At 41.4% G+C, this 26,763-nt stretch carries 12 protein-coding genes; 6 read left to right on the top strand and 6 right to left on the bottom strand.

What is annotated here, in order from left to right:
* Window positions 1-2: 2 nt before the first annotated feature.
* From C825_RS01630 to nadB, 5 genes are all read right to left on the bottom strand, one after another.
* Entirely contained in the window at window positions 3-2,345 is a 2,343-nt protein-coding gene (locus C825_RS01630; RefSeq protein WP_010801143.1) for a glycosyl hydrolase, read from the bottom strand.
* A 9-nt stretch (window positions 2,346-2,354) separates the two neighbouring features.
* The gene (locus tag C825_RS01625) at window positions 2,355-3,965 is read right to left on the bottom strand and encodes a RagB/SusD family nutrient uptake outer membrane protein (RefSeq protein WP_010801142.1); all 1,611 of its coding nucleotides are present in this window, start codon (window positions 3,963-3,965) and stop codon (window positions 2,355-2,357) included.
* A gap of 13 nt (window positions 3,966-3,978) precedes the next feature.
* Window positions 3,979-7,302 carry a TonB-dependent receptor gene (locus tag C825_RS01620; RefSeq protein WP_009860419.1) on the bottom strand — a complete coding sequence of 1,108 codons (3,324 nt, stop codon included), beginning with the start codon at window positions 7,300-7,302 and terminating at the stop codon, window positions 3,979-3,981.
* Between the two features lie 207 nt (window positions 7,303-7,509).
* Window positions 7,510-8,451 (bottom strand): FecR family protein, encoded by a 942-nt coding sequence (locus C825_RS01615; RefSeq protein WP_009860418.1) that lies wholly within the window; start codon window positions 8,449-8,451, stop codon window positions 7,510-7,512.
* A 131-nt stretch (window positions 8,452-8,582) separates the two neighbouring features.
* On the bottom strand, window positions 8,583-10,157 hold the full coding sequence (gene nadB / locus C825_RS01610; protein ID WP_010801140.1) for an L-aspartate oxidase: 1,575 nt from the start codon (window positions 10,155-10,157) through the stop codon (window positions 8,583-8,585).
* Window positions 10,158-10,360: 203 nt separating this feature from the next.
* Here nadB and C825_RS01605 point away from each other — a divergent pair, with 203 nt between their 5' ends.
* A complete protein-coding gene (locus C825_RS01605; protein WP_010801139.1) occupies window positions 10,361-11,056 on the top strand; it encodes a TapB family protein in 696 nt (231 codons plus the stop codon).
* An 88-nt stretch (window positions 11,057-11,144) separates the two neighbouring features.
* Here the strand turns inward: C825_RS01605 and C825_RS01600 are convergent, their stop codons facing one another.
* Entirely contained in the window at window positions 11,145-15,089 is a 3,945-nt protein-coding gene (locus C825_RS01600; protein WP_010801138.1) for a two-component regulator propeller domain-containing protein, read from the bottom strand.
* A gap of 324 nt (window positions 15,090-15,413) precedes the next feature.
* On the opposite strand from C825_RS01600, the gene C825_RS01595 reads away from it, so the two are divergent.
* From C825_RS01595 to C825_RS01575, 5 genes are all read left to right on the top strand, one after another.
* Entirely contained in the window at window positions 15,414-18,623 is a 3,210-nt protein-coding gene (locus C825_RS01595) for a SusC/RagA family TonB-linked outer membrane protein (protein WP_009860414.1), read from the top strand.
* 13 nt (window positions 18,624-18,636) lie between these two features.
* Entirely contained in the window at window positions 18,637-20,397 is a 1,761-nt protein-coding gene (locus C825_RS01590; protein ID WP_010801137.1) for a RagB/SusD family nutrient uptake outer membrane protein, read from the top strand.
* A 28-nt stretch (window positions 20,398-20,425) separates the two neighbouring features.
* Window positions 20,426-23,188, top strand: coding sequence for a SusC/RagA family TonB-linked outer membrane protein (locus tag C825_RS01585; RefSeq protein WP_010801136.1), 2,763 nt, complete (start codon window positions 20,426-20,428; stop codon window positions 23,186-23,188).
* Window positions 23,189-23,199: 11 nt separating this feature from the next.
* Window positions 23,200-24,840 (top strand): RagB/SusD family nutrient uptake outer membrane protein, encoded by a 1,641-nt coding sequence (locus C825_RS01580; protein WP_010801135.1) that lies wholly within the window; start codon window positions 23,200-23,202, stop codon window positions 24,838-24,840.
* Window positions 24,841-24,930: 90 nt separating this feature from the next.
* Window positions 24,931-26,388, top strand: coding sequence for a right-handed parallel beta-helix repeat-containing protein (locus C825_RS01575; protein WP_010801134.1), 1,458 nt, complete (start codon window positions 24,931-24,933; stop codon window positions 26,386-26,388).
* The last annotated feature ends 375 nt before the right edge of the window (window positions 26,389-26,763 follow it).

The following is a 26,763-nucleotide window of genomic DNA, read 5'->3' as shown; positions in this document are numbered from 1 at the left end:
ACTTACTTTTCTTCTCCGATTATAAAAACAGAATTTACAGGAGATAGATCAAGGGTAAAGGTTGTATAGGTTATACCATTCTCCTTTTTCTCGTACTTACTGTTCACTTTTTTTCCCATTGAACCGGTATACGGATTCCAGATTTCCAGACTAAGTTTTCCTTTCAATGATACATTCGTCTTTACCGGGTGATCGGTAGAGTTGGCAAACAGATAAATATCCTTTCGATTCTTTTGCTTGTGAATATATGAAAGCATACCCAGCTTTTCGGAAGGAAGATTACGGTATTCATCTACACCTAATAACCGACGGTGTAAAGCATCCGGTTGATCTAAGTGGTCGACTTTTTCGATGTGAACATCCGGATCAGGTAATAAAGTTTCTATCGCTTTCGCTAGAATATCTTTTTCAGCAGAGGGTAAAAATAAGGCTTTTCCCCCTTGTGGATTTGATTCGGAAACCTGTTTGTCTGGCATAGTTTCCAAAGGATTAATACCGAATATCTCTTTTATCAGATTTACCAGTTCTGTATCCCGACCAAATTCAGCGGATTTATTAGGTAACTGATGGGTTGCTAATATTTTGCCTCCTGCTTCATAAAAAGCTTTGATCTTTTTCAAGGCCTCGACTGATAGAATTTGTGATGAAGGCATAATTAATAGTTTGTATTTCTGATGTGTTACTGAAGCGGATAAGCATAGTTCATCATTTATAATCTGATATTTATTCTTTATCAGTTCTTCCGGATGAACAAATGTAAAATCCTGACGAATTTGCCCTGTCAACATATCGCTGATTCGATTATAGTCTGTTCCGGGAGGAACGTCTTTTCCTATTGTAGGGCGGTTCGGATTATCCAATTCATACCATCCTTCCAATGATTCAATCGGATACAGTACAGCTATATCGACAACCCGATTCCCATCCTGTAACAGAGAAACGGAACGTCCCATGTAATCACTGTATTGATGTAATGCTGGTCCTAATAGTTTACTATAATGGGCGATTAACGGTGGTATTTTGACCATATCCGGATTATACCACATTCCATGGGGTACAAAAAGATTTGCGCCTCTAACCATCAATTCCATTGCTGCCCGGTACAACATCAAAGAATCCATCTCTGCGATGTAATTTCCGTAAATTTCAACTGCAACATTAGGACGATCAAAAGCATCTGCGGCCGAACTGATCAGTTTGAATCCCGGTCGGCCATAAGGATAACCGTGGATAGCATCCATCAGCGGAACGGGTACGTGGCGATAATATTTAAACGGGTCGCCATACATATCGACAGCCGTTGGCTCATAATTTCCAGGCGGATGCCCCATACTGATCAAGTCGTGGCGGGCACTCCATTCTCCTACTTTTTTCGGATATCCTTCGCCTATCAGTTCTGCCCGTAGTCCGTAAAATGCGATACGGGCTGCTTCTGTTTCTGATCCTATGTTATACCATAAAGCCGGATAATAAAGAACAGCCTTTTTCCCATAACGGTTTTCAAAGGATTCGGTTAGTGCGGCATTCCAATATCGGGAATTACCCAGATAACCGACATCGTCAAAAAAAGATCTCCGAACAGTTGTTCCAAAGAAATCATTGAAACGTTTAGCGTATTGCTCGTAAGTCATTGATATGAACTGGTCAATCGCTGCTTCATCCATATAATCCAACCGGGAGTCTACATTATATTCCAAATAGAAAGACATAATTTTCCACTTCCCTTCCGGAGCATCCCAGGTTAATATGCCATCTGCAACCAGGTCAGTCAGGTCGATTCTTTCCCGGGTTTCTGTATTCATTGCAACAGCTCCCATGAACAAATCTTTTGTAGGAACATGTTTGTGGACTTTTTGCGGACCTACGATATCTTTCTCCTCTTTGCTAAGTCTCTTTTGTGTATGTTGGGGAAATTCTTTTGTCATTCTGCCTCCAAGTACACCGCTGGGGAAATCGACATCATCATAGAGGATTACTTCTGTTCCCAATTCTTTTGAACATTCCAGAATATCCCGGTAGCGATCAAAATAACCTTCACTCAGATATTCCGGAGTTGTTCCCGGGCAAATATCTTTTCCGTTCCACATTTGTGCGGGAGTTAATGGTAATATAGCAACACCGCCAAAGCCATCTTTTCGGTGGGCATCTGTTATTTGCTCATAAATACCTTCTTTCGTTAATTCTCCGTTGATGTGCCAAAAGGGTTGAGGACGATACATATTCGGAGGGTTCACGAAATTTGTATGCATTTCTTTTATATTATCAGTGGGTGCACTGGAAGACGTGCACCCTGCTAATATAAAGAAACTACTGATCGTTATTGTAACTACAAAGTTTCTTGTCATATCATTTTATTAATATCCCGGATTTTGCTCCAGGCTGTTATTGCTCTTCTGTATTTCCTGATAATGAATAGGTAACACAAAGAATGCATTTTTCCAGTCTGATTCACGAGATGTCAGCGACAATGTATATCTTTCATATGTATAATCATTTGTTCCGTTTTTAGTAATTTTGAAACCAATGATAGGTGCATTGTCTGCAATTTTCCAGCGTCTCAGATCGAAATAACGATGCCCCTCGAATGCCAGTTCAATCTGACGTTCATGATAGATACGTTTTAATAATGCATCTCCACTCTCTGTAATAGGAGGCATATTCACACTTTTGCGTGCTCTTACCTTATTTACATATTCTCTGGCTATATCTTCATTTCCCAGATGATATTCAGCTTCCGCATAGTTCAAATAGATTTCAGCCAGACGGAAGAACGGGAATGGTGTCGTATAATGGTGTGATTGAGAAATAGGTTCTTTTTCATTTACAAACTTTCTCAAATAGTAACTGGTCATTGTCATATCCTGGTTTAGCATATCAGCTCCACCTTGGAATGTTTCAACTATACGATCGTCTTTTGTGGTAGACCCGTTATAATAAACACAATCGTAAAAACGAGGATCCCGGTTTTCATAAGGTTTCTCCGGGTTATACATCGAGTTAGGATTCACTTCTCCACTTTTTGAATTCAGTACGGGTATTTCTCCTTCTAACGTTTCATAAGCATCTACCAAATTTTGTGAAGGAGTAGACCATCCGCGGCCGCCGTCTCCTGTACATGCCAGATTGAAGCCAAGTGCATGGGAATAAGTTTCACTGAATTCTTTGGCATAAATATATTCACTGTTTGCTACATCTAAAAACATTTCTCTGTAGTTGTCGCATAAAGCATATCCTTTATCGAACAGGTCTTTAGCAGCATCTGAGGCCAATTGCCATTTTTCTTTTTTATTTTCCGGATTATTCAAAGCACTGGCACTGTAAAGCAAAACTCTCGATTTTAAAGCACGGGCTGCATTTGCACTTGCACGGTTCCGTTCTCCCGGTTGGTCGGGTAGAGTGGCTATTACATCATTCAAATCTTTAATGATATAGTCAACACATTCATCATAAGTATTTCGCTTAACATCAGACCAGTCGCTGTTGATATCATAAGCATCTTCTATGATGGGAATACCGCCATAGGAGCGGATTAGCCGGAAATAGATAAAGGCACGGATGAATTTCATTTCACCAATCATTGTTTTCTTGAAGTCTTCATCGACCTTTGCCGTTTCAATGTTAGTGAAGAAAGTATTTGTATTATGGATATATTTATATCCGGCTTTCCAAAAATGTAGGATTTCGCCGACAGCGCCTATATTATCAGATGTTAAAATATTTTCGCGAACATAATTGCATCCTTCATCGTTGTATTTTTGATATACCTCGTCTGAAAAGAATGAATAACGATAAAAGTTATCTTGTCCGACCAATGCTCCATATTGGTCGTTTACAAACATTTTTATCAAATTCTGATCCTGCCAGACAACGGGATCAGAATAACTGTCACTGGGAGTAATATCTAAAGCATCGCACGCTGTTAGTAATGACATGGCAGATACTATATATACTATTAGATTTTTCATAACTTACTGTTTTTTAAAATGAAATATTAACACCTAAATTGATCAATCGTTGCGGGTTGAGTGCCCAACCTCCGTAACCGGAACCTGTAGCTTCCGGATCAATACCCATACCTCTCATATGGTCGATCGAGAATAAGTTTGTTCCGCTTAAATAAATACGGGCATTCGCTACGCCGATCTTTCCTCTGGCTGATGCAGGTAAAGTGTAACCGATTTCAGCATTTTTTAATTTGAAAAAAGCTGCGTTTATATTAGTAAATGTTGTGCCGTTAATTCTGTTTGGGGTTCCTAAGCGTGGTTTTGTACCATCTTGATTTTCTGGAGTCCACATGTCTTCTGTCCACCATTTCATTAAGTTTCCGGCACCTCCTGATGAAGGATCTACCCATGCTTCCTGGATTGTATTGATTACTTTTGCTTGTCCCTGGAACAATAATGAGATATCAAATTGTTTCCAGGTAGCACTAAAGTTTAGACCATACACAATTTGAGGAATATCGGTCAAGTCCTGACGAATCCGGTCTAATGAGTTGATTTCGCCATCTCCGTTTGCATCAAATATTTTAATATCGCCAGCCATAGTTCCCGGACGCTTTGCTACATTCGAGTCATTTATATCTGCTTCGCTATAGATACCGATTGCTTTGTATCGCAATGAACTGCCAATCGGATGTCCCTCGGCTTTCTGATACTCTTCTGCCATAGGTGCTTCATCTGAAAATACGACATTGTTCTTGGCGTAAGTGAAGTTTCCGGAAATAGAATATGAGAAATCTTTATTGACAGCCTTTTGGTGACCGATCATGAATTCTATACCTGTATTTTCTGCAATACCAATGTTTTCATCAGGCAAAGACAAACCGGTAAATTCAGGAACAGATGCGTTACGTTTTGTCAAAATGTTTGTACGGCGGGATTTAAACCAGTCAAATTCAAAGCTTAACTGGCCTCCGAAGAAGCGGGATTCTACACCCACATCGTAGGAGTTTGCGATTTCCCATGTTATATTCGGATTAGGTGTACCTTTCTGATATAGTCCGGAAGCCTGAGCTCCATTGAACACAGCACCGGAAGATAATCCATACAATACCAAATACTGATAAGCAGCAATCGCATCATTACCCATTTGTCCCCAAGATGCTCTTAATTTCAAATTATCCAGCCAATTGATATTGGACATGAAGTTTTCTTTGGAAAGGGTCCATCCGGCAGATACTCCAGGGAAGAAACCATAACGATTGCCCGGAGGGAAGTTTTGAGAACCATCATAACGGAACTGGAACTGGACCATATATTTGTTATCATAATCATATAAAGCACGACCGAAATAATTCAGACGGGCAGTTTCAGACCAGGAGCCGTTGTTTGTCTGTGTGTTGCTGTCTCCAAACGGTAACTCGGGAATCATTCCACTGGGAAAATTACCTCTATAACCACTCAGCATATTAGAACTCGATTTATTTCCTTCAAATCCCAGGAAGGCATCGATCGTATGTACACTATTAAATGTGTTGTGATAATTGGCACGAACATTTCCTGTTAAGCTTTCCGACCGTTTTTCTTCTATATTCAGGGACGGACTGGATACCGTAGGAACCATTACTTTAGAATACTCATTCATTGCCTGGTCATAATTGTAGACATAGGCTACATTTTTGAACTGTTTGTACTTCTGATGATAATAGTCATAAGCGATACTTCCAACCAGAGAAAGTCCTTTTACCCAAGGAAGATCGATTGTAATATTTGCCAGGGAATTAAAAATCCAACGGTCTGTTTTGGTTTCACCTGCTTCTCCGGAAGTTTGTACTAAAGGATTATCTCCGTCACGGGCTGGTGCTGCCAGATCTGTTCCCGGATATTTGGCCAATATAGTCGGTAAGTTTAATGCTACGTGCGAATACATAGATCCTCCGTTTACGGATCCGTCACGAGGTAAAACACGGTCTAATTTTTTTGCAGATAAATCCAAGCTGACCTTTATATAATTATTTACCCGGGCATCCAGATTTGAACGGACATTAATCTGTCTGTTGTGGGTGAAACCATTATTAAAGGGCGTACCTTGATTCAAAAATCCGCCGGACATGAAATATTGAACTTTTTCGCTACCTCCTCGTAGAGACAAATTGGCTTTATCCTGATGTGTCCATGTTTTTTGTACTGTTCTGTACCAATCGGTATTCGGATAGTTCAGCGGATCAGATCCGTCTGCAAATTTACGGATTTCCTCTTCAGAATAAGTGGGTTCAAGACCTTTTGTTAAATTAGCCCAATTGTGTGCTGTTGCATATGTCGCAGCATCTGCCATTTCAACAATGCGGGTTGGTTGCGCAAAAGAATGATTGTAGGTGATATTAATAGTAGGCTTTACCCCTTCTTTACCACGTTTAGTAGTAATCAGGATGACACCGTTTGCTGCTCTTGAACCATAAATGGCGGCAGAAGCATCTTTCAATACAGAGATCGACTCAATGTCATTAGGGTCCATTCTGGATAGAATTCCATCTTCTTCTGTTCTGGCAATGCCATCGACAACATATAAAGGTTCTGTCCCGTTAGCATAGGTACTTTTACCTCTGACAAAGATGGAAGTACCTTCGTTTCCGACTTCTCCGGAACGGGTATTGATGATAACTCCCGACAAACGTCCGGCCAGACCTGCTGCAACATCTGCTGATGGGCTGACTGCAATATCCGATGCTTTTACTGTTGTAATAGCAGCAGTAACCACTTCCTTTTTCTGGGTTCCGTATCCTACAACTACTACTTCATCCAAAGCCTGTAAGTCTTCTTTCAGAATGATATTGAAAGATTTTTTGTTTTGTGTCGGATATTCTTGTGTAATGTAGCCGATATAAGAAACCTGTATAATAGAAGAAGGAGAAACATTCAGAGAATAGTTACCATCCATATCTGTAGTTGTCCCGTTCATTGTTCCTTTTACTACAACATTTGCTCCAATAATAGCTTCTCCCTTTGAATCGGTTACTTTACCGGTTATTCTTTTGCTATTTTGTTGTTGCCCTTCTGCTGTGTTTTTCATTAACAGAATGTTATTACCTTCCATAGCATATACTACATCCGAATTCCTGAAAATTATTTTCAGAACTTCGGCAACCGAGATATTCGAAGCATTCAATGATACTTTTTGGGATAGGTCAACATTTTCATAATTGTAAACAAACAAAAAGTCTGTTTGTGATTCGATCTGACTGAGAATATCCTTCATATGCATATTTTCAGCCTGGATACTCACTTTAGTTGTCTGAGAATTGGCTTTATTTGCCCAAACACCTGAAATACATAACAGAAATAATAAAAAGGTTAACTTCATAACTCTGAATATGTGTTTAAAATTTGATAATAATAGGGCATACTTTTCCCCTATAGGTTTTTTTTTCATAACTTTGAAATTTCTAGAAAGTTGGTACTAAAATCAATTTGCTATTGTGTCAGAGTACTGACTGCCATAACCGGATTATGTTGGAGCATGATCCGGTTAAATTTTTTTTACTTTGATCGTTCTATATCATAGGCATTTTTATTTAATGGTTATTAGATTCAAATCGTTATTCTTTGTATAGGTAAATTTATGTTCTATCTGTAATACTCTCAATACTTGTTCTATGCCGTCTTTGGTTCTGAATTTGCCGGTATATCGGCTGTTTATAAATTTCTGATTATAAACTTCAATGTCAATGTCATAATATAGCTTGAGTTTTTCTATGATTGTAGCGACTGATTCGTTGTTAAAACAAATAAGGCCTTCTTTCCATCTGAAATAATCATAATCAGAAATGTCTTTGGATATCAGTTTGTTATTTTGTAATCTGATATGTTCTTTCTCTTTCATTCTATAATTGGAAGATAAGCGGGGAGAGGATAATTCTATACAACCTCTTAATAATGCTACTTCAAAATCAGAGGAACTGGAATATGCTGTCACATTAAACTCTGTCCCTAATACTTGTATATCCATTTGAGGAGTTTTTACAACAAAAGGTTGTTTTTCATTATGGATAACATCGAAATAAGCCTCTCCGTTCAGTTCTACCTGACGGATATCTTTCCCGAAACTGATGGGATATACGAGTTTGCTACGTGCATTGAGCCAGACATGTGTGCTGTCCGGTAAAATTAATTCGGCACGTTGTCCGGCAGGTACGTATAATGTTTGATAAGCGATAACATTTTCTTTTACTGAAGTTGTTTCATATAATTTTGTTCCTCCCCAGAAGAGGATGAGTATAGCTGCAATTTTGGCAAGTTCGTAGCCTATTTGACGGAAAGTAATTGTTTTCTTTTTCTTTTGGACATCGACTTTGCTGTCCGGTTGATTCAATAAGGATATATCATTCAATTTGTGTAACGCCATAAATTCCCGGACATGACTTTCATCTGCGTCCAGCCAGTCGACAACAGCAATTATTTCTTCCGGGCTGACATTTCCTTCTACATATCTTTGTAATATCTCTTTATCCATTATAGGCTAACTTATGTTGTTTTTATTGTCTTGTATAGAAAAGACAACACAAGTTCAGAAATCCCTAGTAGGAAAATGAAATATTTTAAACAAAAAGAGCATCCCGTGAATCAGAGATGCTCTTTTTTATTTTACTGTTCCTTCTTTACCGGCGGATAATCCAACGTATAATGCAATCCACGGCTCTCTTTTCGTTCGATGGCCTGGCGCATGATTAAATAACCTACATTAATCATATTACGCAGTTCGCAGATATCTTTCGAAGCGACCGAGCGTTTGAACAGGCTCTCCGTTTCTTCATAGATGATGTCCAGACGGTCCCAGGCACGTTTCAGGCGCAGGTCGGAGCGGACGATGCCGACATATGTACTCATGATTTGTCCCACTTCTTTCACACTTTGGGTGATAAGGACCATTTCTTCCAGAGAGGTCGTGCCCTCGTCGTTCCATTCCGGGATGTTTTCCTGATACTTCAATGAATCAATGATTCCCAAACTGTGCTTGGCTGCTGCATCGGCATAGACAACGGCTTCGATTAGTGAGTTGGAAGCCAGACGGTTGCCGCCATGCAGGCCGGTGCAGGAACACTCGCCTACCGCATAGAGACGGTCGATAGAAGAACGTGCATCCAAATCTACTTTGATACCTCCGCACAAGTAATGGGCGGCAGGAGCTACCGGGATATAATCTTTGGTAATGTCGATGCCCAGGCTCAGGCATTTCTCGTAAATATTCGGGAAATGTTTCTTTGTCTCTTCCGGGTCTTTGTGTGTAACGTCCAGATATACATGGTCATCTCCACGGGTATCCATCTCGTTTTTGATGGCACGTGCCACAATATCGCGGGGAGCCAGTGAAAGACGTTTATCATACTTCTGCATGAACTCTTTTCCGTCCAGCGTACGCAAAACACCGCCGTAACCACGCATCGCTTCCGTAATCAGGAAGGAAGGGCGGTCGCCCGGATGGTACAAGGCCGTTGGATGGAACTGTACAAACTCCATGTCCTTAACGGTCCCTTTTGCACGGTAAACCATCGCTATGCCGTCGCCTGTGGCTACCAACGGATTGGTCGTTGTCTGGTAAACGGCACCTACGCCGCCGGTTGCAATCAGCGTTACCTTGGAAAGGAAGGTGTCGATTCGTCCGTTCGGGTCCATGATATAGGCTCCGTAGCATTCTATATCCGGTGTCTGACGGGTGACGGTGACACCCAGATGGTGCTGCGTCAGTATTTCGATTGCGAAATGATTCTCAAATACGGTGATGTTGGGGTGCTTTTGGATGGCCTGAATCAGGCTATCCTGTATTTCGGCACCTGTATTGTCTTTATGGTGCAGGATGCGGAATTCGGAATGTCCCCCTTCACGGTGCAGGTCGAAGTTGCCTTTCTCGTCCTTGTCGAAGTCTACACCCCAACTGATTAGCTCTTTGATTTGCTGAGGGGCGTTGCGCACGACCTTTTCCACGGCATCGCGGTCGCTGAGCCAGTCGCCGGCTATCATTGTATCTTCAATATGTTTGTCGAAATTATCAACAATCAGGTTCGTTACCGAGGCGATGCCTCCCTGAGCGAAATATGTGTTAGCTTCTTCCAGATTAGTTTTGCATACCAGGGCTACTTTTCCCTTGCTGGCAACTTTAAGTGCGAAACTCATTCCTGCAATACCGGAACCTATCACTAAGAAATCGAATCTTTGTACCATAAGACATTACTGTTTAGACCGCCAAAGTTAGGAATTAACTTTTATGGTTGTACCCTTCGATGCCCCCTTTCCTTATAAATAAGGGCGAAATAGGCATTCTTTTGCTATTTTTAAAAGAAAAGCCATAAACATTCACAGGTTTCCCCTGTTTTAACTACGCATTGGATATCCGGCTTATTATTAATACTTAAACGTTTTGAAATATGAATTCTAAAGTTTTACTGGTAGCTTTGGCCGCTATGTTGGCAGGCGGGGCTATGGCACAAGATTGTACATTCTTTTTCCCTACGACAAAAGGTACAAAACTGGTGAAAAAGAGTTATGACGGCAAAGGAAACCTGTCAGGTGTGATGACTTATGTAGTGGATGAGGTGGAAAGTAAACAATCCGGCCTGGAAGTCGAAGCCGATTATGTGTTCGTCAATAATGGCGGAACAGTTATCGACAAAGGCGAACTGGAGGCTTTTTGCCAGGATGGCGAATTCTTTATGGATATGAAAGAGGTGCTGTCCAATCCATCTTTTGTTACTACAACGAATACCGCAATGGCGGCTACCGATGCTGTAATCAATTATCCGAGCGTAGCGCAGGGAGCATCTTCGGATGATGTCTATTTCGACGATGCAGTCATCAACATTTATTCAAAGAAGAATCGTAAAGACAGAAAGAACATTTCGATTTACGACCGCGAATATGTGAAAACCGAAGAGATCACCACTCCGGCAGGAACATTCGATTGTACGAAAGTAAAATTTAAAATCAAATCACGTTCCCCGAAAGAAACAATCGAAGGTTACGGATATGAATGGTATGCTCCCAATATCGGGGTAGTCCGTACGGAGCAATACAATAATAATAATGTATTACAATCTTATTCCGTACTCGAAGAAGTGAAATAAGTAAAATATATTCCTTTTTGGAATTGTTTGACCGGTTTAAGTGGATACGCTGTTGCTGTGAAGCGGCGGCGTATTTTCTTTTCCCCTGTCAGCTCTCTTTCCTTCTGTTTTCTTCTTTAAATTGGGTTGGAGTCATTCCTTTAACTTGTTTAAATATGGTACTGAAATACCGTTGATAAGTGAAACCTACTTCATAAGATATTTCCGATATGGTCAAATCCGTTTGTATAAGCATCAAAGAGGCTTTCTCTATACGGATTTTATTGATGTAATCGTTAACGCCCATACCGGTCAGAGCCTTTACCTTATTATATAAGGAAGCACGGCTCATGGTCATCTTTTTCATCAGATAGCTTACATCGAGGTCCGGGTTGGCCAGGTTGTTATCTATCAGTTCATTCATCTTTGACATGAAGTGTTCATCCGCATTGCTGATCGTGACTTCCTGCGGCAGGAGCAGGGTAGAAGATTCCTTATATTTTTGTTTGACGGCTTCCCGGCTTTTCAGCAAATTAAGAATGATAGTCAGCAGGAAGTCTAACTCAAACGGTTTCGGGATATAAAAATCCGCACCGAGTTTATACCCTTGCGCAGTACTTTCCTGGTCGCATTTGGCTGTCAGCAGGATGATGGGGATATGGCTGATTTCAATATCGTTTTTTATATTCTTACAGAGTTCATAGCCGTCCATTTGGGGCATCATGACGTCGCTGACGATGATATCCGGTTGTTTGGCTTTGGTTATTTCCAGGGCGGCAAGACCATTTTCTGCGGTATAAACCTGCTTGAATATATCTTTGAACGAATCTTTCAGGAAAAGGCGGAGTTCATCTTTATCTTCTACGATGAGTAAAGAATATCCCGCGCAGGAAATTCCGGTCGCGGACAAGTCTAACGGTATAGATAGATTTTCGCTAATCTCTGTTTCCTGTACCTCTTGCTGTCCGGAGTTGATGCTATCGGTCAATGCGGGTAACTCATAATAGAATGTAGCTCCTCTGTCCGGATTGTTATAGGCGCCTATCCGCCCTCCATGCATTTCAATCAATACTTTGGCATAAGATAAACCGATTCCGCTACCGCTCTTATTATGTTCACCTTGGTAGAAACGGTTGAAAAGCTTTTTCGGGTCCACATTTTGCAGACCGATACCCTGGTCTGCGACGGCGACTCTGACATAGTTATCTATTAGTTGGGTCGATATTGTTATTTGTGTCTCCGGTTCACTGAATTTGAAGGCGTTCATCAGTATGTTGGAAAAAATGGTCTGGCATTTCCATTCATCGAACCAGATTGATTCAATCTGAGTATCCAGCTGATATATCAGCTGGATACTCTTTTCCTTTAATTCAGTATTGAAATCTTCGGAGACGGATACTATCCATTTATTTAATGGATGAGGCTGTTTCTGTAAAGACTTCTGCTCCGTTTTGATACGGTTCAGGTCGAGAACCATGTTAATCAGGTTTTTCATTTTTCTCGACTGTTTGTAAATAGTATTTAACTGTCCGTGAATAACTTCGGGAGTCAGATTCTCATGGCTGGTGTCGATAAGTCTTTTCAGCGGAGCGTAAATGAGTGTAAGGGGAGTCCTGAGTTCATGGCTTATATTGACCAGGAACTGTATCTTTTCTTCGTTCATGGCCTGTTCATGTTCTTTCATTTCCCATTTCAGTCGGTTTTCTTTTTTCTTCAGGATAATATATACCGTGGCGGTAATGATTCCTAAGATTAACAGAATTATGCTGAAAATAAAAAGGTTACTTTTATACCAAGGGGGAGTGATATGGAGTGTGAGTATCTTTTTGGGTTGGCTCCATATCCCGCTTTTCGTATTGTAGGATGCAATAATCGAATAACTTCCCGGGAGTAATACCGGTAGGTTTAGTTTGTTATTATAAGATTCGATGTATTGCTCGTTTGCCCCTTCTATTTTGTATCGGAACATTGTTTTTCTGAATATATCTTTCTGATTTATATTGAATACGACCGATAGAGATGTATAATTCCAGGGAATTGCAACCGACCGGTGAGTCGTGTTGAATTGTTTCAGATAGGTACTTCCGTTGAATAGAATATCGGATAAATCAATTTCCGGTTGAAGATCGTCATTATAGGAAATATTCTTATCTATTTTTACCAGTCCGTCGGTTCCTGCCAGGTAGATGTTATTTGTTTTGGACTGTTCCTGATACATAAACAGGATTTCATTCGGCGAAAATCCATCGGATTCGCTCCAGATAATAAATCTCCCTTCATCGATAACATACGAAAAGAGCATATTCTGTGCACCTATCCAGAGACGCCCTTTATCGTCGAAGAAAAGATAAGACACGTTATTGAAAAGCCGGGTATTGATTCGGTGTAATACTTTCTCGTTCAGATTGTAATAGCTGAGTCCCTGGTCGCTTCCTATCCAGACGGTCCCTTTTTTGTCATAACACAGGGTATGGATCGTTTCGCTTGGTTCAGTGGTGAATAGAAGGGACAGGCTGTCGTTCTTTTGTAATGTCTGTAAAACATAATTCTCTTTTATCATAAAAATAAGCGAATCGTCCGCATAGGTCAGATTCAACGCTTCCAGGGAGAAATCGGTTTCTTTTGTTTTTAGGGTAGAGAAGGTCTTTGTTTCAGGATAGTAGATACGTGCACTGAGCGACAGAATATATATTTTGTCGTTGCTGACTTTATGCGCCAGGGGCATAAAGCCGTAATAACATTCTTCTGTATTGATCTGGTCGTTGACAATGGTAAATGGGGTGTATTTTCCCGTTTGCTTGTTGAAGACAACTATTCCCTGGTTAAATAACGAAACCAAAAGCTCCGTGTCGGATAAGCCGGTGATGGAAGTCACCTTATCGCCGTAGGTGGAGGTGAATTGTTTGAATGTATCGGTAAATGGGTTGTATACATTGATTCCTCCGCCGTCTGTCCCGATCCATAAAAGACTGTCATTGTCTTCGTACAGGCTGGTAATGGCTTTTTCGCTTAATCCGTTGGTGTTGTTTAAGGCTACGTCTTTGAATGTCTTGATATAAGTTTCTTTAATTCCGAATATACCGCCTCTCACACTACCGGCCCAGAGGTTATTTTCATTATCCATATAGAGAACAGTGATGGAATTGACGGGAAGTGAATTCACATCTCCCGGAATGTGTTGTAAGACGGTAAAATCTTTTGTGTCGGGATGATAAATATTGATTCCTCCTCCGTCTGTCCCTATCCATATGTTTCCGTCTTTTTCCAGAATACTGAGAATGATATTGTTACTGAGTTTAGAGTCTTCACTTTTATAGTGGGCGATCAATTTTCCTTTCGGATCGTAGCAGAAAAGTCCCTGTCTGTATGGTGACAGGTAAATATATCCTTTTTCATTGATAAAAATGGCGGATACGGTATTGGTAAACGGCAACGAGTTATCTTTATAAATTTCGTTTGTCGTATAATTATAGGTGAGCAGCCCATGTTTTTTTGTATTCAGTAATACTTTATTTCCTTCTATCTTTAATATGTTGAGAATGGAGTATTCTCCGGTTTCCCGTAGGTGATTTTCCGTATGGAGAAGGATACGTTCGGTATTTTTGTTTTTGTAGTCGAATCGGTAGAGTGTTTTTTCTCCTCCGAAAAGAATCCCTCCGGGTATACAGAGATAAGAAAATATCTTTTCTTTTATGATCGGGTCGAAGTGGTTATAGTCCGGATTGTATTTAACCAGTCCCTTGTTAGTAGAAACCCAAAGATTATTGAGTGAATCTTCTGCAACAAACTGTATGTGGTTACCGGGAAGCGAATATTTATTGTCTTTTTCGTTGAAGAAGCTTTTTAGCTCATGTTGGTCGTAGCAGTTTAATCCGGATTTTGTTCCTATCCATAATATTCCTTTATGATCACATAGAATAGAGTTGATGCTCGATTGTGATAATCCCTGCTCGATTGCTATTTGTTTGAAGTAATAGCTGGCGTTGTTACTCCGTCCGGTACCAGGTAAAAGACAGAGTAGAATAATATATGCTATGTGTGAAAAAAATTTCATAATTCAGTTTTACTTTTTTTACAAATATACGGCTAAACAATGAATTTCCCAACAAGGATAATAGCCTGAAGAGTGAATTTGTACTCAAAACCATTGATTGTTATCTGCTGATTAATAAATGATTATACGATAGAGGAATACTTTTAGACAGGATTTGACGCCCTTTTTGAAAGCAGACTATACATTTGTCGGTATATCTTAAATTTGAAATCAGATGAAAAAAAATGTAATTATTATGCAGAAAGGACCACCTCCGTCTAATCGACGGACTCTTAGAAAAATGATTGGTGAATTTGACTTTAAACTAAAAATACGATTAAACTTATGAATCAAGTACAGGCTAAGTATAAGCTGGTAGGTAGTCCCCTTCAAAAGGTCGGCGTACTGTTGCTGCTTATTTTGTTTATACGACCAGATGTACAGGCTGAAGCTAACAATCCAGCCTTTGCTTCCGGTCCGGATAGTAATGTCCCGTCTATAACCCAGCAAAAAGGACAAAAGAAGCTGGTAAAGGGAACGGTCAGCGACGATGCTGGCGAATTAATGATAGGAGCCACGATTTCTATCAAAGGAACGACCCAGGGAGTTCTTTCTGATATGAATGGAAATTATGAAATTGAATGTACGGATAATGATATTCTTCAGGTTTCTTATCTGGGTTATACGCCTCAGGATATAAAGGTCGGTAACCGAAAAGTCATAGATGTTATTTTGACTTCCGATAATGTATTGCTGGAAGAGGTGCAAATTATCGCTTATGGAACCCAGAAGAAACTAACTGTGACCGGCTCTGTTTCTTCGATAGACACAAAAGATTTATTGAAATCGCCCACGTCCAGTATCGGTAATATGCTGGCCGGCTCTGTTTCGGGTATTTCAACCGTTCAGTATAGCGGACAGCCCGGAGCTGAAGACCCGGAAATATTTGTCAGAGGTATTGCTTCTTTGGATGGCGCTCGCTCACAACCATTGATTCTGGTGGATGGGGTGGAACGTTCTTTCTTCCGCATGGACCCTAATGAAATAGAGAATATTACTGTTTTGAAGGATGCTTCGGCAACGGCCGTATTCGGTGTACGGGGTGCGAATGGAGTTATCCTGGTAACGACACGTAGAGGAAAAGAAGGACGTACGGAAATATCGCTGTCTTCTTCAGTCGGTATCAGTGAAGCGATGCGTGTTCCGGAAATGATGGGGAGTTATGACCATGCCAAATATTTCAATGAAATGCAATTGAGCGACAATCCCGATTTAGGTCCCAACGATTTGAGATTCTCGCCTTATGTATTGGATATGTTCCGGACGAATGCCGATCCGATCATGTTCCCGAATACGAACTGGGAAGATTTGATGTTTAAGAAAACATCTTTGCAAACCCAGCATAACCTGAATATCTCGGGAGGAACGAAGGATGTGAAGTTTTTTATTTCCCTGGGTTATCTGTATCAGGATGGTTTGCTGAAGAGATTTTATGAAAGTTATAATCCGAACTATAAAAATAATCGTTATAACTACCGGGCGAATCTCGACATTAACGTAACTAAGAGCACTACTTTGAAATTGGGGTTGGGCGGACGTCTGGAAACAAAGAAGGATCCTAAATTCGGCGAACAAAACAATTTATGGATGGAGATTCTCCGTGTACAACCATTCTCCAGTCCGGGCTTTGTAGATGGAAATCTGGTTCAGATTAAGAACCGTTATATCCCGATGACAATGCGTAACCTGTTCTCCATGTATTATGGAAAAGGATATACAGAGGCTTCGCAAAATACGATGAATCTGGATATGGATTTAACGCAAAAACTGGATTTTATCACCAAAGGTCTTTCTTTTAATATTAAAGGAGCTTACAATACCTCTTATACGGGAAGTAAATCATGGAACGGCTCGATGGAGTCGTATACTCCGGTCTACAAATCCAGTCTGACCGATCCGGGATTGGCTATCGATGATCCTAATTTTGATCATACGATTGTGTATCAGCTTGAAGGTACAGCGAGTGCTTTGTCTGCGTCGGAGGACTGGAGTACCAAGACGCGTGATTGGTATGTAGAGGCCAGCTTACGTTACGACCGTACTTTCGGGGATCATAAAGTCGGCGGCTTGCTTTTGTATAATATGACCAAACAGTATTATCCCAAGGCTAATACGGATATCCCGAAAGGATATTTGGGATTGGTTGGGCGTGTCACCTATGCTTATAAAGACCGCTATCTGGTCGATTTCAATGCCGGTTATAATGGTTCGGAAAACTTTGCTCCGGGTAAACGGTACGGATTTTTTCCGGCTGCCTCACTCGGTTGGGTGATATCGGAAGAGAAGTTTATGAAGCAGGTAGATTTTATCAGCTTCCTTAAATTAAGAGCCTCTTACGGTCTGGTAGGTAACGATATATTGAATGAATATAAACGTTTTCTGTATTTGCCGGACTCATATTCAGCCAGTTCGGGCGGATATTATTGGGGAGTGAATACTCCGCAGGCTTATCCGGGCGCATCGGAACTGATTTTGGGAAATCCGGATGTTACCTGGGAGAAGGCTGCCAAACAAAACTACGGTTTGGATATGAATCTGCTGGATCAGCGTTTGAATTTCTCTTTGGATGTATTTTTTGAGAAACGTAAGGATATTCTTATTCAGCAAAATACAGTTCCGGGATTCGTTGCAGCCGACCTGCCTGCTGTCAATTTGGGTAAAGTGAACAATAAAGGATATGAAATCTCTTTGGGATGGAACGATAAAATTGGCAGCAAGTTCCGCTACTGGCTGAAAGGAAATGTCTCTTTTTCCAGAAATGAGATTGTTTATAAAGATGAAATTCCACAGAATGAACCTTATATGTATGAAACAGGACGTTCTATCGGTTTGAATTACGGATATGTTTTCGATCGTTTCTTCGAGGCAAAAGACTTTAATGAGGATGGTTCGACAATCACGGGAATCCCTACGCAGTCGGGAACATTCAAGCCAGGTGATATTCTGTTCAAAGACCTGAATAATGACGGAGTAATCGATGGGGATGATAAAACTTATTTCGGTTATGGAGAAAATCCCGAGTATATTTTCGGTCTGAATGCCGGATTTGAATATAAAGGTTTTGACTTCTCGATGAATTGGACAGGGGCAACTAACGTTTCCAGACGTTTGGAAGAAGACTTTACCCGTCCGTTCAATACCGGTGACGCTCCCCTGATGAAATGGATGGTCGAGGAACGTTGGACAGAAGAGAAAGGACAATCGGCCCAATTCCCGCGTTTTACCCAAACCAACAGAATGCATAATTCGCAAATGTCGGATTTCTGGGTGAGAGATGCCTCTTATCTGCGTCTGAAGAACCTGGAGATAGGATATACGCTGAATACGGATGTGTTGAAGAAAGTCGGTATCCAGAAACTCAGGGTGTTTGCCAACGGATATAACCTGCTGACATTTGACCATCTGGGATTTATCGACCCGGAATCAAAAATCAGTAATAAGAACAAGTATCCCAATACGCGTATTTACAATTTTGGAGTGAATGTAAATTTCTAATGATACAAATAGTATGAAAAGATTATTAATACCAATATCTATAATAGCCGCCTCTTTCTATTTCGGTTCTTGTAACGACCTGAAAATAGGCGATGATTTTCTGGAAAAAGCCCCGGGAGCAGATGTTACCCTGGATACGATTTTTGCATCCAAGCAGTATGCCGAACGTGCGCTGGCTGCGGCTTACAGGCATTTACCCTATGGGGTTATGTACAGTTGGGACCCTGCCGAAGACAAACTGGGAGTGGATCTGCTTGAATCGACAACCGACCTTTGCCAGTCTTATCTGGGATGGGGATGTGGTGCGGAACGCCATTATTATAACGGACAATATAATGCTTCGGTTGCCGACACCTATGATGTAATGTATGCTTACACAAAAGAACGCAGTTGGGAAGCCATCCGTAAAGCGTATATTTTCCTGGAAAACGTAGACAGGGTACCGGATATGACAGCAGAAGAAAAGGCTATCCGTAAGGGTGAAGCCAAGATGGTGATAGCAGTACAGTACACTCAAATGATGCGTCATTTCGGCGGCTTGCCTTTGATTGATAAAGCTATTTATCCGGGCGATGACTATAATTATCCGCGTGAAACCATTGAAAAGACGGTTAATTTTATCGTCAATTTGTGTAATGAAGCCGCATCCGTACTTCCCTGGCAGGTATCGGTGGAAGAAGACGGGCGCTTCACCAAGGCTGCTGCACTCGGATTAAAGGTGCGTGTGCTATTATTTGCAGCTAGTCCTTTGTTTAATGACAACCAGCCTTATCTGGATGGCGAAGCCAGTACGAACCTGATGGTTTGGTATGGAAATAAATCCGATCAACGCTGGCAGGATGTTGTGGATGCCTGTAAAGAATTCGAACAGGCGAACAACTCGGGTTCTTATAACTACCAGTTGGTTGAGACAGGGGATTACCGGCAGGATTTTCAGGATGCATGGTATAAAAGAAGAAACGGTGAAGTGCTGATATCTACGCGTGTAGCTTATACTTGCCCGGATATTTGGGATGGAAACTTTTATTTTATGCAGTCGGCCGGCTGGTATGGTTGTAGCTGTCCGACATTGAATTATATGGATATGTTCGGTAATGCCGACGGAACGTCTTTTAATATAGACTGGGATAATATACCGCAGGGCGTCAATCCGTTCGATGGCAGAGATCCCCGGTTGTATGAAACTCTTGTTATTAATGGCGACAAATGGCAGGGGCGTACGGCTGAAACCTATATCGGCGGACAAGAACAGAATACTGAAAATTCGACGCGTTGCCGTACCGGTTCCGTTATGCGTAAGTTCCTTCGTGAACATGATTATGCCACTCTGACCGGTTCGGTTATTCACTGGCCTTACTTGCGTCTGGCTGAGATTTATCTGAGCTATGCGGAGGCTTTGAATGAACTCGGACGTACGGGTGAAGCTTATGAGTGGGTAGACAAAGTCCGCGGACGGGTCGGTTTACCGAAGTTGCAGCGTAATCTGTCACAGGAGCAATTCCGTGAAATGGTACTGAATGAACGTGCCGTGGAATTTGGTTTTGAAGAGATCAGATGGTTTGACCTGGTCCGCTGGAAACGTGCGGAAGATTTTACCAAACCTCTGTACGGTGTAAAAATCTGGCGTCAGGCAGACGGTTCTTATAAATATGAAAAATGGCAGTTGGCCGAACGTTACTGGAAGAAGAACTGGTCGCCCAAATGGTATTTGTGTGCATTCCCGCCTGAAGAGATTAATAAAGGTTATGGATTGGTCCAGAATCCGGGATGGTAATTCATTTGATAAATCATAAAAGCAGGTTATGAAAATAATAAAAGAAATATATGTAGCTGCATTTTTGTCTGTGTCTGTTTTCTCCTATGCACAGGATACAAAAATGATAAACCGTGGATTCAATTTATCCGGGCGTAGCGAAGAAAGTACGGCGGCAGTTTCCACGATATATATGGATGATTCTAAAACGTCTGATATTAATCCGGCTAATTCCCTGTATGGAAAACTTCCCGGATTGTTCAGTCTGCAAGGCTCGACTGTAGCATGGGATAATGATCCGACAATGTATGTGAGAGGTCTTGCCACGATGGGGGCAGGAACTCCTTTGGTTCTAATCGACGGTTTTGAACGCCCCCTCAGTTCCTTGTCACAGGATGAGATAGAGAGTGTTACGGTTCTGAAAGATGCTGCATCGCAGGCCTTGTATGGTGTACGGGGTGCAAACGGTGTCATTCTGGTGACTACCAAACGTGGTATTTTGGAAGGAATGAAAGTGCATGCAAGCTATCAGTTCGGGATAAATACTCCATTTCGTCTCCCCGATATGGCGGACGGATATACGTATGCATTGGCAATGAACGAAGCTTTACGGATGGACGGACTGTCTGCTTTGTATAGCAATTCTGATCTGGAAGCTTTTCGTACGGGTTCTAACCCGGAGCTTTTCCCGAATGTGAACTGGAAGGATGAAGTATTGAAAAATAAAGGAACGACTCATCAGTTTAATGCTTCTTTTACCGGAGGGGGAAAGAATGTGAGTTATTTTGCTGCAATCAATTACATCGGCGATAACGGTTTTATGAATGAGAACTATTTCAGCCCGGATTATTCCAGTCAGATGTCGTGGGATAAACTGAGTGCCAGGGCGAACCTCGATATTAATGCGACAAAACTCACGCTGGTAAAATTGAATTTGTTGGGTGAATTGTCGCAACATAATCGTCCGGCAACGGAGTATTCGACTTTGTTCCCGATGATCTATGATGTTCCGGCAGCGGCTTTCCCGGTAAAGACGAGTACTGGTGTATGGGGCGGTGATAATGTACGCAAAAATCCTGTTGCAGAATCGGTGGCTAAAGGTTTTTCCGTTGGAAATGACCGGGCTTTATATGCCGACTTACGGATTATCCAGGACCTGTCGGTTCTTACTTCCGGTTTGAGTGCAGAGCTTGCTATTGCTTATGATAACCGGGCCAGCTATTGGGATAATAAAACAAAGAATTATCTGTATGAAAGTTTGCAGCCGGTCAGGGATAACGGAGGTACTATTATCGATATAACCCGTACACGTTACGGACAGGAAACGGATTTGTCTTTCAGTTCCAGCCTGGGATATCAGAACCGTGTAACAACGTTTGAGGCAAAAGTCAATTACGAAAAAAACTGGCAGGATATGCATCAACTGAATGCTGCGGTCATTTATCATCAGGAAGAAAATTCCCTGAAAGGAATTAATAATACGTATAGACGGCAGAGTTATATAGGAAATGCAAGCTATGCTTATAAAAGCAAGTATCTGGCTGATTTGGTGTTGACTTATTCCGGGTCGAGTGTGTTGGGAAGTTCTGATAAGTATGCATTTTTTCCTGCCGTTTCTGCCGGTTGGGTCATTTCTTCCGAAGACTTTATGAAAGAAGTTACAGCGATAGATTATCTGAAAGCGAGGGCTTCATGGGGTATTACCGGAAGTGACCGGTTTGCTTATGATTATGATAAATATTATTTCAAAACGGGCATCAGCTCCTATTTTTTCGGAGATAATAATAACTCTGTATCCGGTAATGGCGAGTTCCGTTTACCTAATTTGAAGTTGAAGCCGGAAACAGCCTATAAGTTTAACTTCGGTATCGATATGGAAGTATTCAAACGGTTGTCTTTATCAGCGGATGCTTTTTATGAAAAGCGGACGAATATTCTGGTGAACTCCTCTGCTATTTACTCTTCCGTGTTGGGAGTCAGCACACCGATTTTGAATGATGGCGAAGTTAAGAACTATGGATTTGAAGCCGGTCTTTCCAGGCGTGACCGTATCGGAGATTTCACCTATATGCTGGCTGGTAATTTCACTTTTGCCCGTAATGAGATTGTAAATATGGACGAAGGATATAAACCGTATGATTACCTGAAAAATACAGGAAACCGGATCGGGCAGTATTATGGTTTGGAGGCTATCGGTTTCTTTCAGGATGAGGCAGATATAGCGGGCAGTCCTGCACAGTCTTTCTCCAATGTAGTTCCGGGCGATGTAAAATATAAAGACCAGAATGGTGATAAGGTGATCGATGATTATGATAAGGTGGCTATCGGTTACAGTACTGTTTTGCCGGAAATTATGTACGGGTTTTCAATTGGATTGGGATATAAGAATGTAAGCCTGAAAGCAGATTTTCAGGGAGTAGCCAACTATACGTTAGTTAGAAATATGTCAAGTATGTACCGTCCTTTGGTCGGTAATAAGAACGTCTCTCAACATTATCTGGAAAATCGCTGGACACCGGAGAATACTAATGCCCGGTATCCGCGTCTGACAACTAAACAGAATGATAATAATTTCAGGGAAAGTTCTATCTGGGCTGAAAACGGCAATTTCCTGAAACTGAGAAATGTGGAGTTGGCCTATACTTTACCTAAATCATGGGTAAACAAGATCAGACTCAGCAATATCAACCTGTTTGCCAGAGGTATGAATCTGTTTTCATTTGACCATGTGAAAGATATGGACCCGGAACAAATGTATGCTACTTATCCATCTTTCAGATCATATAACATTGGATTAACTCTTGATTTTTAAAAATAGACATTATGAATAAGAAAATATTATCTGCCATATTTGCTTTTGCAGTGTGTATGTCTTCCTGCAATTATCTGGATTATAATGAATCGTCCGGATTTGACAAAGAAGATATGTTCACCTATTTTGAAAGAGCAAAAGGTATGCTTACCACCGTATATTCATATCTACCCGCCGATTTCGGTAATTTTGACGGAGCGACCCGGGCAGCGGCGACCGATGAAGCGGAATATGCTTGGAATACATCGGGCATCATCCGGTATAATAACGGTTCGTGGAGTCCGATCCTGACAATCGATAATGTGTGGGGCACTTACTATACCGCAATCCGCTCTGCTAATATGTTTCTGAATAATTATCAGGAAGACTTCACCAATATTGAATGGAATGATAATTATGAGACTTTGATGCAGCAATATCAGTACTATCCGTATGAAGCTCGTTTTTTACGTGCCTTCTACTATTTCGAGTTGGCCAAACGGTATAAGAACGTCCCGCTGATTACGGAATGCCTGGAACTCGATGAGGCGAATAGCGTGACTCCTTCTGATTTTGATAAAGTGATTGATTTTATTGTCAGTGAGTGCGATGAGATCATGGATAAGCTGCCTGTATCTTATAAAGATGTGCCGGGATATGAAACGGGCCGTATCACCCAGGGAGCTGTGATGGCCTTGAAATCAAGAACGTTACTGTATGCAGCCAGCCCTTTATATGCCGGGACGGCTGGTCAGGAAAAATGGATTGCAGCGGCTAAAGCGGCCAAACAACTGATCGATAAGGTTGAATCGGACGGGCGGTATCAACTGGTAGATGAACAGATATGGAATAATCTGGCTTCCAAAGAACTGATTCTGGAAACGCGCAGAGGTAATTCAAATGATTTTGAAAAACTGAATTTTCCTATCGGTTATGAGGGAGGAAACTCCGGAACCTGTCCTACACAAAATCTGGTGGATGCTTTTGAAATGAAGGATGGAAGCCGGTTCGACTGGGGAAACCAGGAACATATCGATAATATGTACAATCCGGAAAAGAGGGATCCCCGCTTGTTTAAGACTGTTCTGACGAACGGCTCTACTTTCAAGAATGCGGCTGTTGAGACTTTTGTAGGCGGTAAAAACGGAGCGCCTCTGGATGGTGCGACACCGACAGGCTATTATTTGAAGAAATATGTTGTCGAAACGATCAGTCTGAATCCGAACAATACGACTACCGATCGTCATGTCTGGATACTTTTCAGGTACGCAGAGGTATTGTTGAACTATGCGGAAGCTCTTTATGAGGCCTACGGCAATCCGGACTATACGGATAATACGTTTACGTTATCTCCAAGGGCAGCCATCGACAAAGTCAGGGCACGTGTCGGAATGCCGGGAGTTGCTTCGGATGATTTTCTTGAACGGATCAGGAATGAACGCCGGGTGGAACTTGCTTTTGAAGATCATCGGTTCTGGGATGTCAGAAGATGGAAAATCGCTCCTCAGACAATGGATATTTATGGGGTGAAGATTGAGAAACAGGGGGACGGATTGATTTATACCCGCCAGCTTGTTGACAAGCGTACATGGAGTGACAAGATGTATCTGTATCCTGTATCCAATGAAGAATTGTTTAAAAATCCACTTTTGAAACAAAATCCTGATTGGTAAGAATAGAATGAGCAGAGAAGCCACTCTAAACCTGTTTACGGTGGCTTCTCTTTATAATACCTCGATTTAGAAACAATAGAACTTTAGAAAATGAAAATGTACACTTTCGTACTGGCATTGTTATTATGTGCCTGTACCTCAACACAGCGAACCTTTTATGTGGATAGCATAACCGGAGATGACGCGAATAAAGGGTCTTCACCGACAGAAGCCTGGAAAAGTCTCGATAAACTGAACCAGCAAGTCTTTGAACCGGGTGATAGGATTTTATTTAAATCGGGGACTGAATATGTCGGGCAGTTTGAACCGAAAGGTAGCGGGAGCGAAGGAAAACCGGTGATGGTCGATAAATACGGAGACGGAGGGAAACCTATCCTGCATGGAGACGGTCAGAAACAACATACGATACTACTGGAAGGACTTGAGTATTGGGAGTTGAATAATCTGGAAGTTACCAATAAAGGGGAAAAACCGGATCCCGGTAGAAATGGTATTATTATTTATGCCTGGGATAAAGGTGACGTACATCATATCCATTTGAAAAACCTGACTGTCAGGGATGTGAACGGAAGTTGTATAAAGAATGAAGGAGCCGGAAACGGAATTTACTGGCATAACGGGGGAGATGAAGTGCCGACCCGTTTTGTTGATTTACTGATAGAGAATTGCCATATTTACCGTTGCCAGCGGAATGGAATAACCGGTAATGGTAATAGTGGTCGTGACAAATGGTTTCCCAGTCTGAATGTCGTTATCAGGGGGAACCTGATCGAGCAGGTTCCGGGAGACGGGATTGTTCCTATTGCCTGCGACGGTGCATTGGTAGAACATAATATAGTGAGGGATAGTCCTGATCTTCTGCGGATAGAAGATGCCGCTGCGGGTATCTGGCCCTGGAGTTGTGATAACACGATTATCCAGTTTAATGAGGTAAGCGGACAGAATGCCAAATGGGACGGGCAGGCTTTCGATTCGGATTACAATTGTCGTAATACCGTTATCCAATACAATTTCAGCCATGATAATGCCGGAGGTTTTGTGATGGTGTGTAACGAAGGCAATACTTTGGGTGAACCTTATAATATAGGAACGGAAAATACGATAATCCGTCATAATGTAAGTATCAACGACGGTTTGCGTGCTTATCCGACACGTCCCGGCTGGTTCTCTCCTGTCATACATATTTCCGGACCGGCAAAACAGACCGCTATTGAAGAGAATGTGATTGTTATTATGAAAAAGCCTTCACCGGAGATAGACCGTTCGGTACTTATCATGGATAACTGGGGAGGACCCTGGCCGGAAAATACGGTGTTCAATAAAAATATTTTTTATGTAATAAACGATGATCTGGAATATAAGTTCATAACAGGTAGCAGTAAATCTACTCAGTTTGATGGAAATGTCTTTTACGGCAATTTTATAAATAAACCGGATGATCGGAATGCTATCGAAAAAGAACCGGATTTTACTTCCGGATTTCCTTTTCATGAGAATTTCCCCGACTACCTGAGGGAAAAGGTGATTAAAAGGCTAAAACAACAATAGGGAGTGTTGTTTAAAAGAGAGTGAATTCCTTGAAGGATATTAGAATTCACTCTCTTTTTTTATTCTATTCTGACAACGCCTCCAATATCTGTCTTCTTGTTTCCCGAGATATTTGCCTTTTGTCGTGATCAGGATCACACCGAAGTTTGTCTGTTTTATTCTTAATGAGATTTTATCAAAATGTTATTTTACCCTGGCTGTGGTTCGTATATTTAAATGCGGAGTCTGAACGTTTGATTTTAATGCGTTTCTCGGAGAGATAGGAAATATCGTAAAGATGCATATTTGACGTAATGGTTGCTTTATGTTGCTGTTTTGTTGCTGATTGTATTGCTATTTTGTCTTAATAATATTTTTGTAGACATATTGTTAGTT

Source organism: Parabacteroides sp. ASF519 (assembly GCF_000364265.2).
GTDB classification, from domain to species: domain Bacteria; phylum Bacteroidota; class Bacteroidia; order Bacteroidales; family Tannerellaceae; genus Parabacteroides; species Parabacteroides goldsteinii.
The sequence above is the reverse complement of the archived record's forward strand: the minus strand, read 5'-3'. Positions and strand labels throughout refer to the sequence as shown.

Bases quoted from the DNA above. Each gene is read 5' to 3' on its own strand.
- C825_RS01580 (WP_010801135.1), top strand. From the start codon at position 23,200: ATGAATAAGAAAATATTATCTGCCATATTTGCTTTTGCAGTGTGTATG.
- C825_RS01585 (WP_010801136.1), top strand. From the start codon at position 20,426: ATGAAAATAATAAAAGAAATATATGTAGCTGCATTTTTGTCTGTGTCT.
- C825_RS01575 (WP_010801134.1), top strand. From the start codon at position 24,931: ATGAAAATGTACACTTTCGTACTGGCATTGTTATTATGTGCCTGTACC.
- C825_RS01625 (WP_010801142.1), bottom strand. From the start codon at position 3,965: ATGAAAAATCTAATAGTATATATAGTATCTGCCATGTCATTACTAACA.
- C825_RS01605 (WP_010801139.1), top strand. From the start codon at position 10,361: ATGAATTCTAAAGTTTTACTGGTAGCTTTGGCCGCTATGTTGGCAGGC.
- C825_RS01630 (WP_010801143.1), bottom strand. From the start codon at position 2,345: ATGACAAGAAACTTTGTAGTTACAATAACGATCAGTAGTTTCTTTATA.
- C825_RS01595 (WP_009860414.1), top strand. From the start codon at position 15,414: ATGAATCAAGTACAGGCTAAGTATAAGCTGGTAGGTAGTCCCCTTCAA.
- C825_RS01600 (WP_010801138.1), bottom strand. From the start codon at position 15,089: ATGAAATTTTTTTCACACATAGCATATATTATTCTACTCTGTCTTTTA.
- C825_RS01615 (WP_009860418.1), bottom strand. From the start codon at position 8,451: ATGGATAAAGAGATATTACAAAGATATGTAGAAGGAAATGTCAGCCCG.
- nadB (WP_010801140.1), bottom strand. From the start codon at position 10,157: ATGGTACAAAGATTCGATTTCTTAGTGATAGGTTCCGGTATTGCAGGA.
- C825_RS01590 (WP_010801137.1), top strand. From the start codon at position 18,637: ATGAAAAGATTATTAATACCAATATCTATAATAGCCGCCTCTTTCTAT.
- C825_RS01620 (WP_009860419.1), bottom strand. From the start codon at position 7,302: ATGAAGTTAACCTTTTTATTATTTCTGTTATGTATTTCAGGTGTTTGG.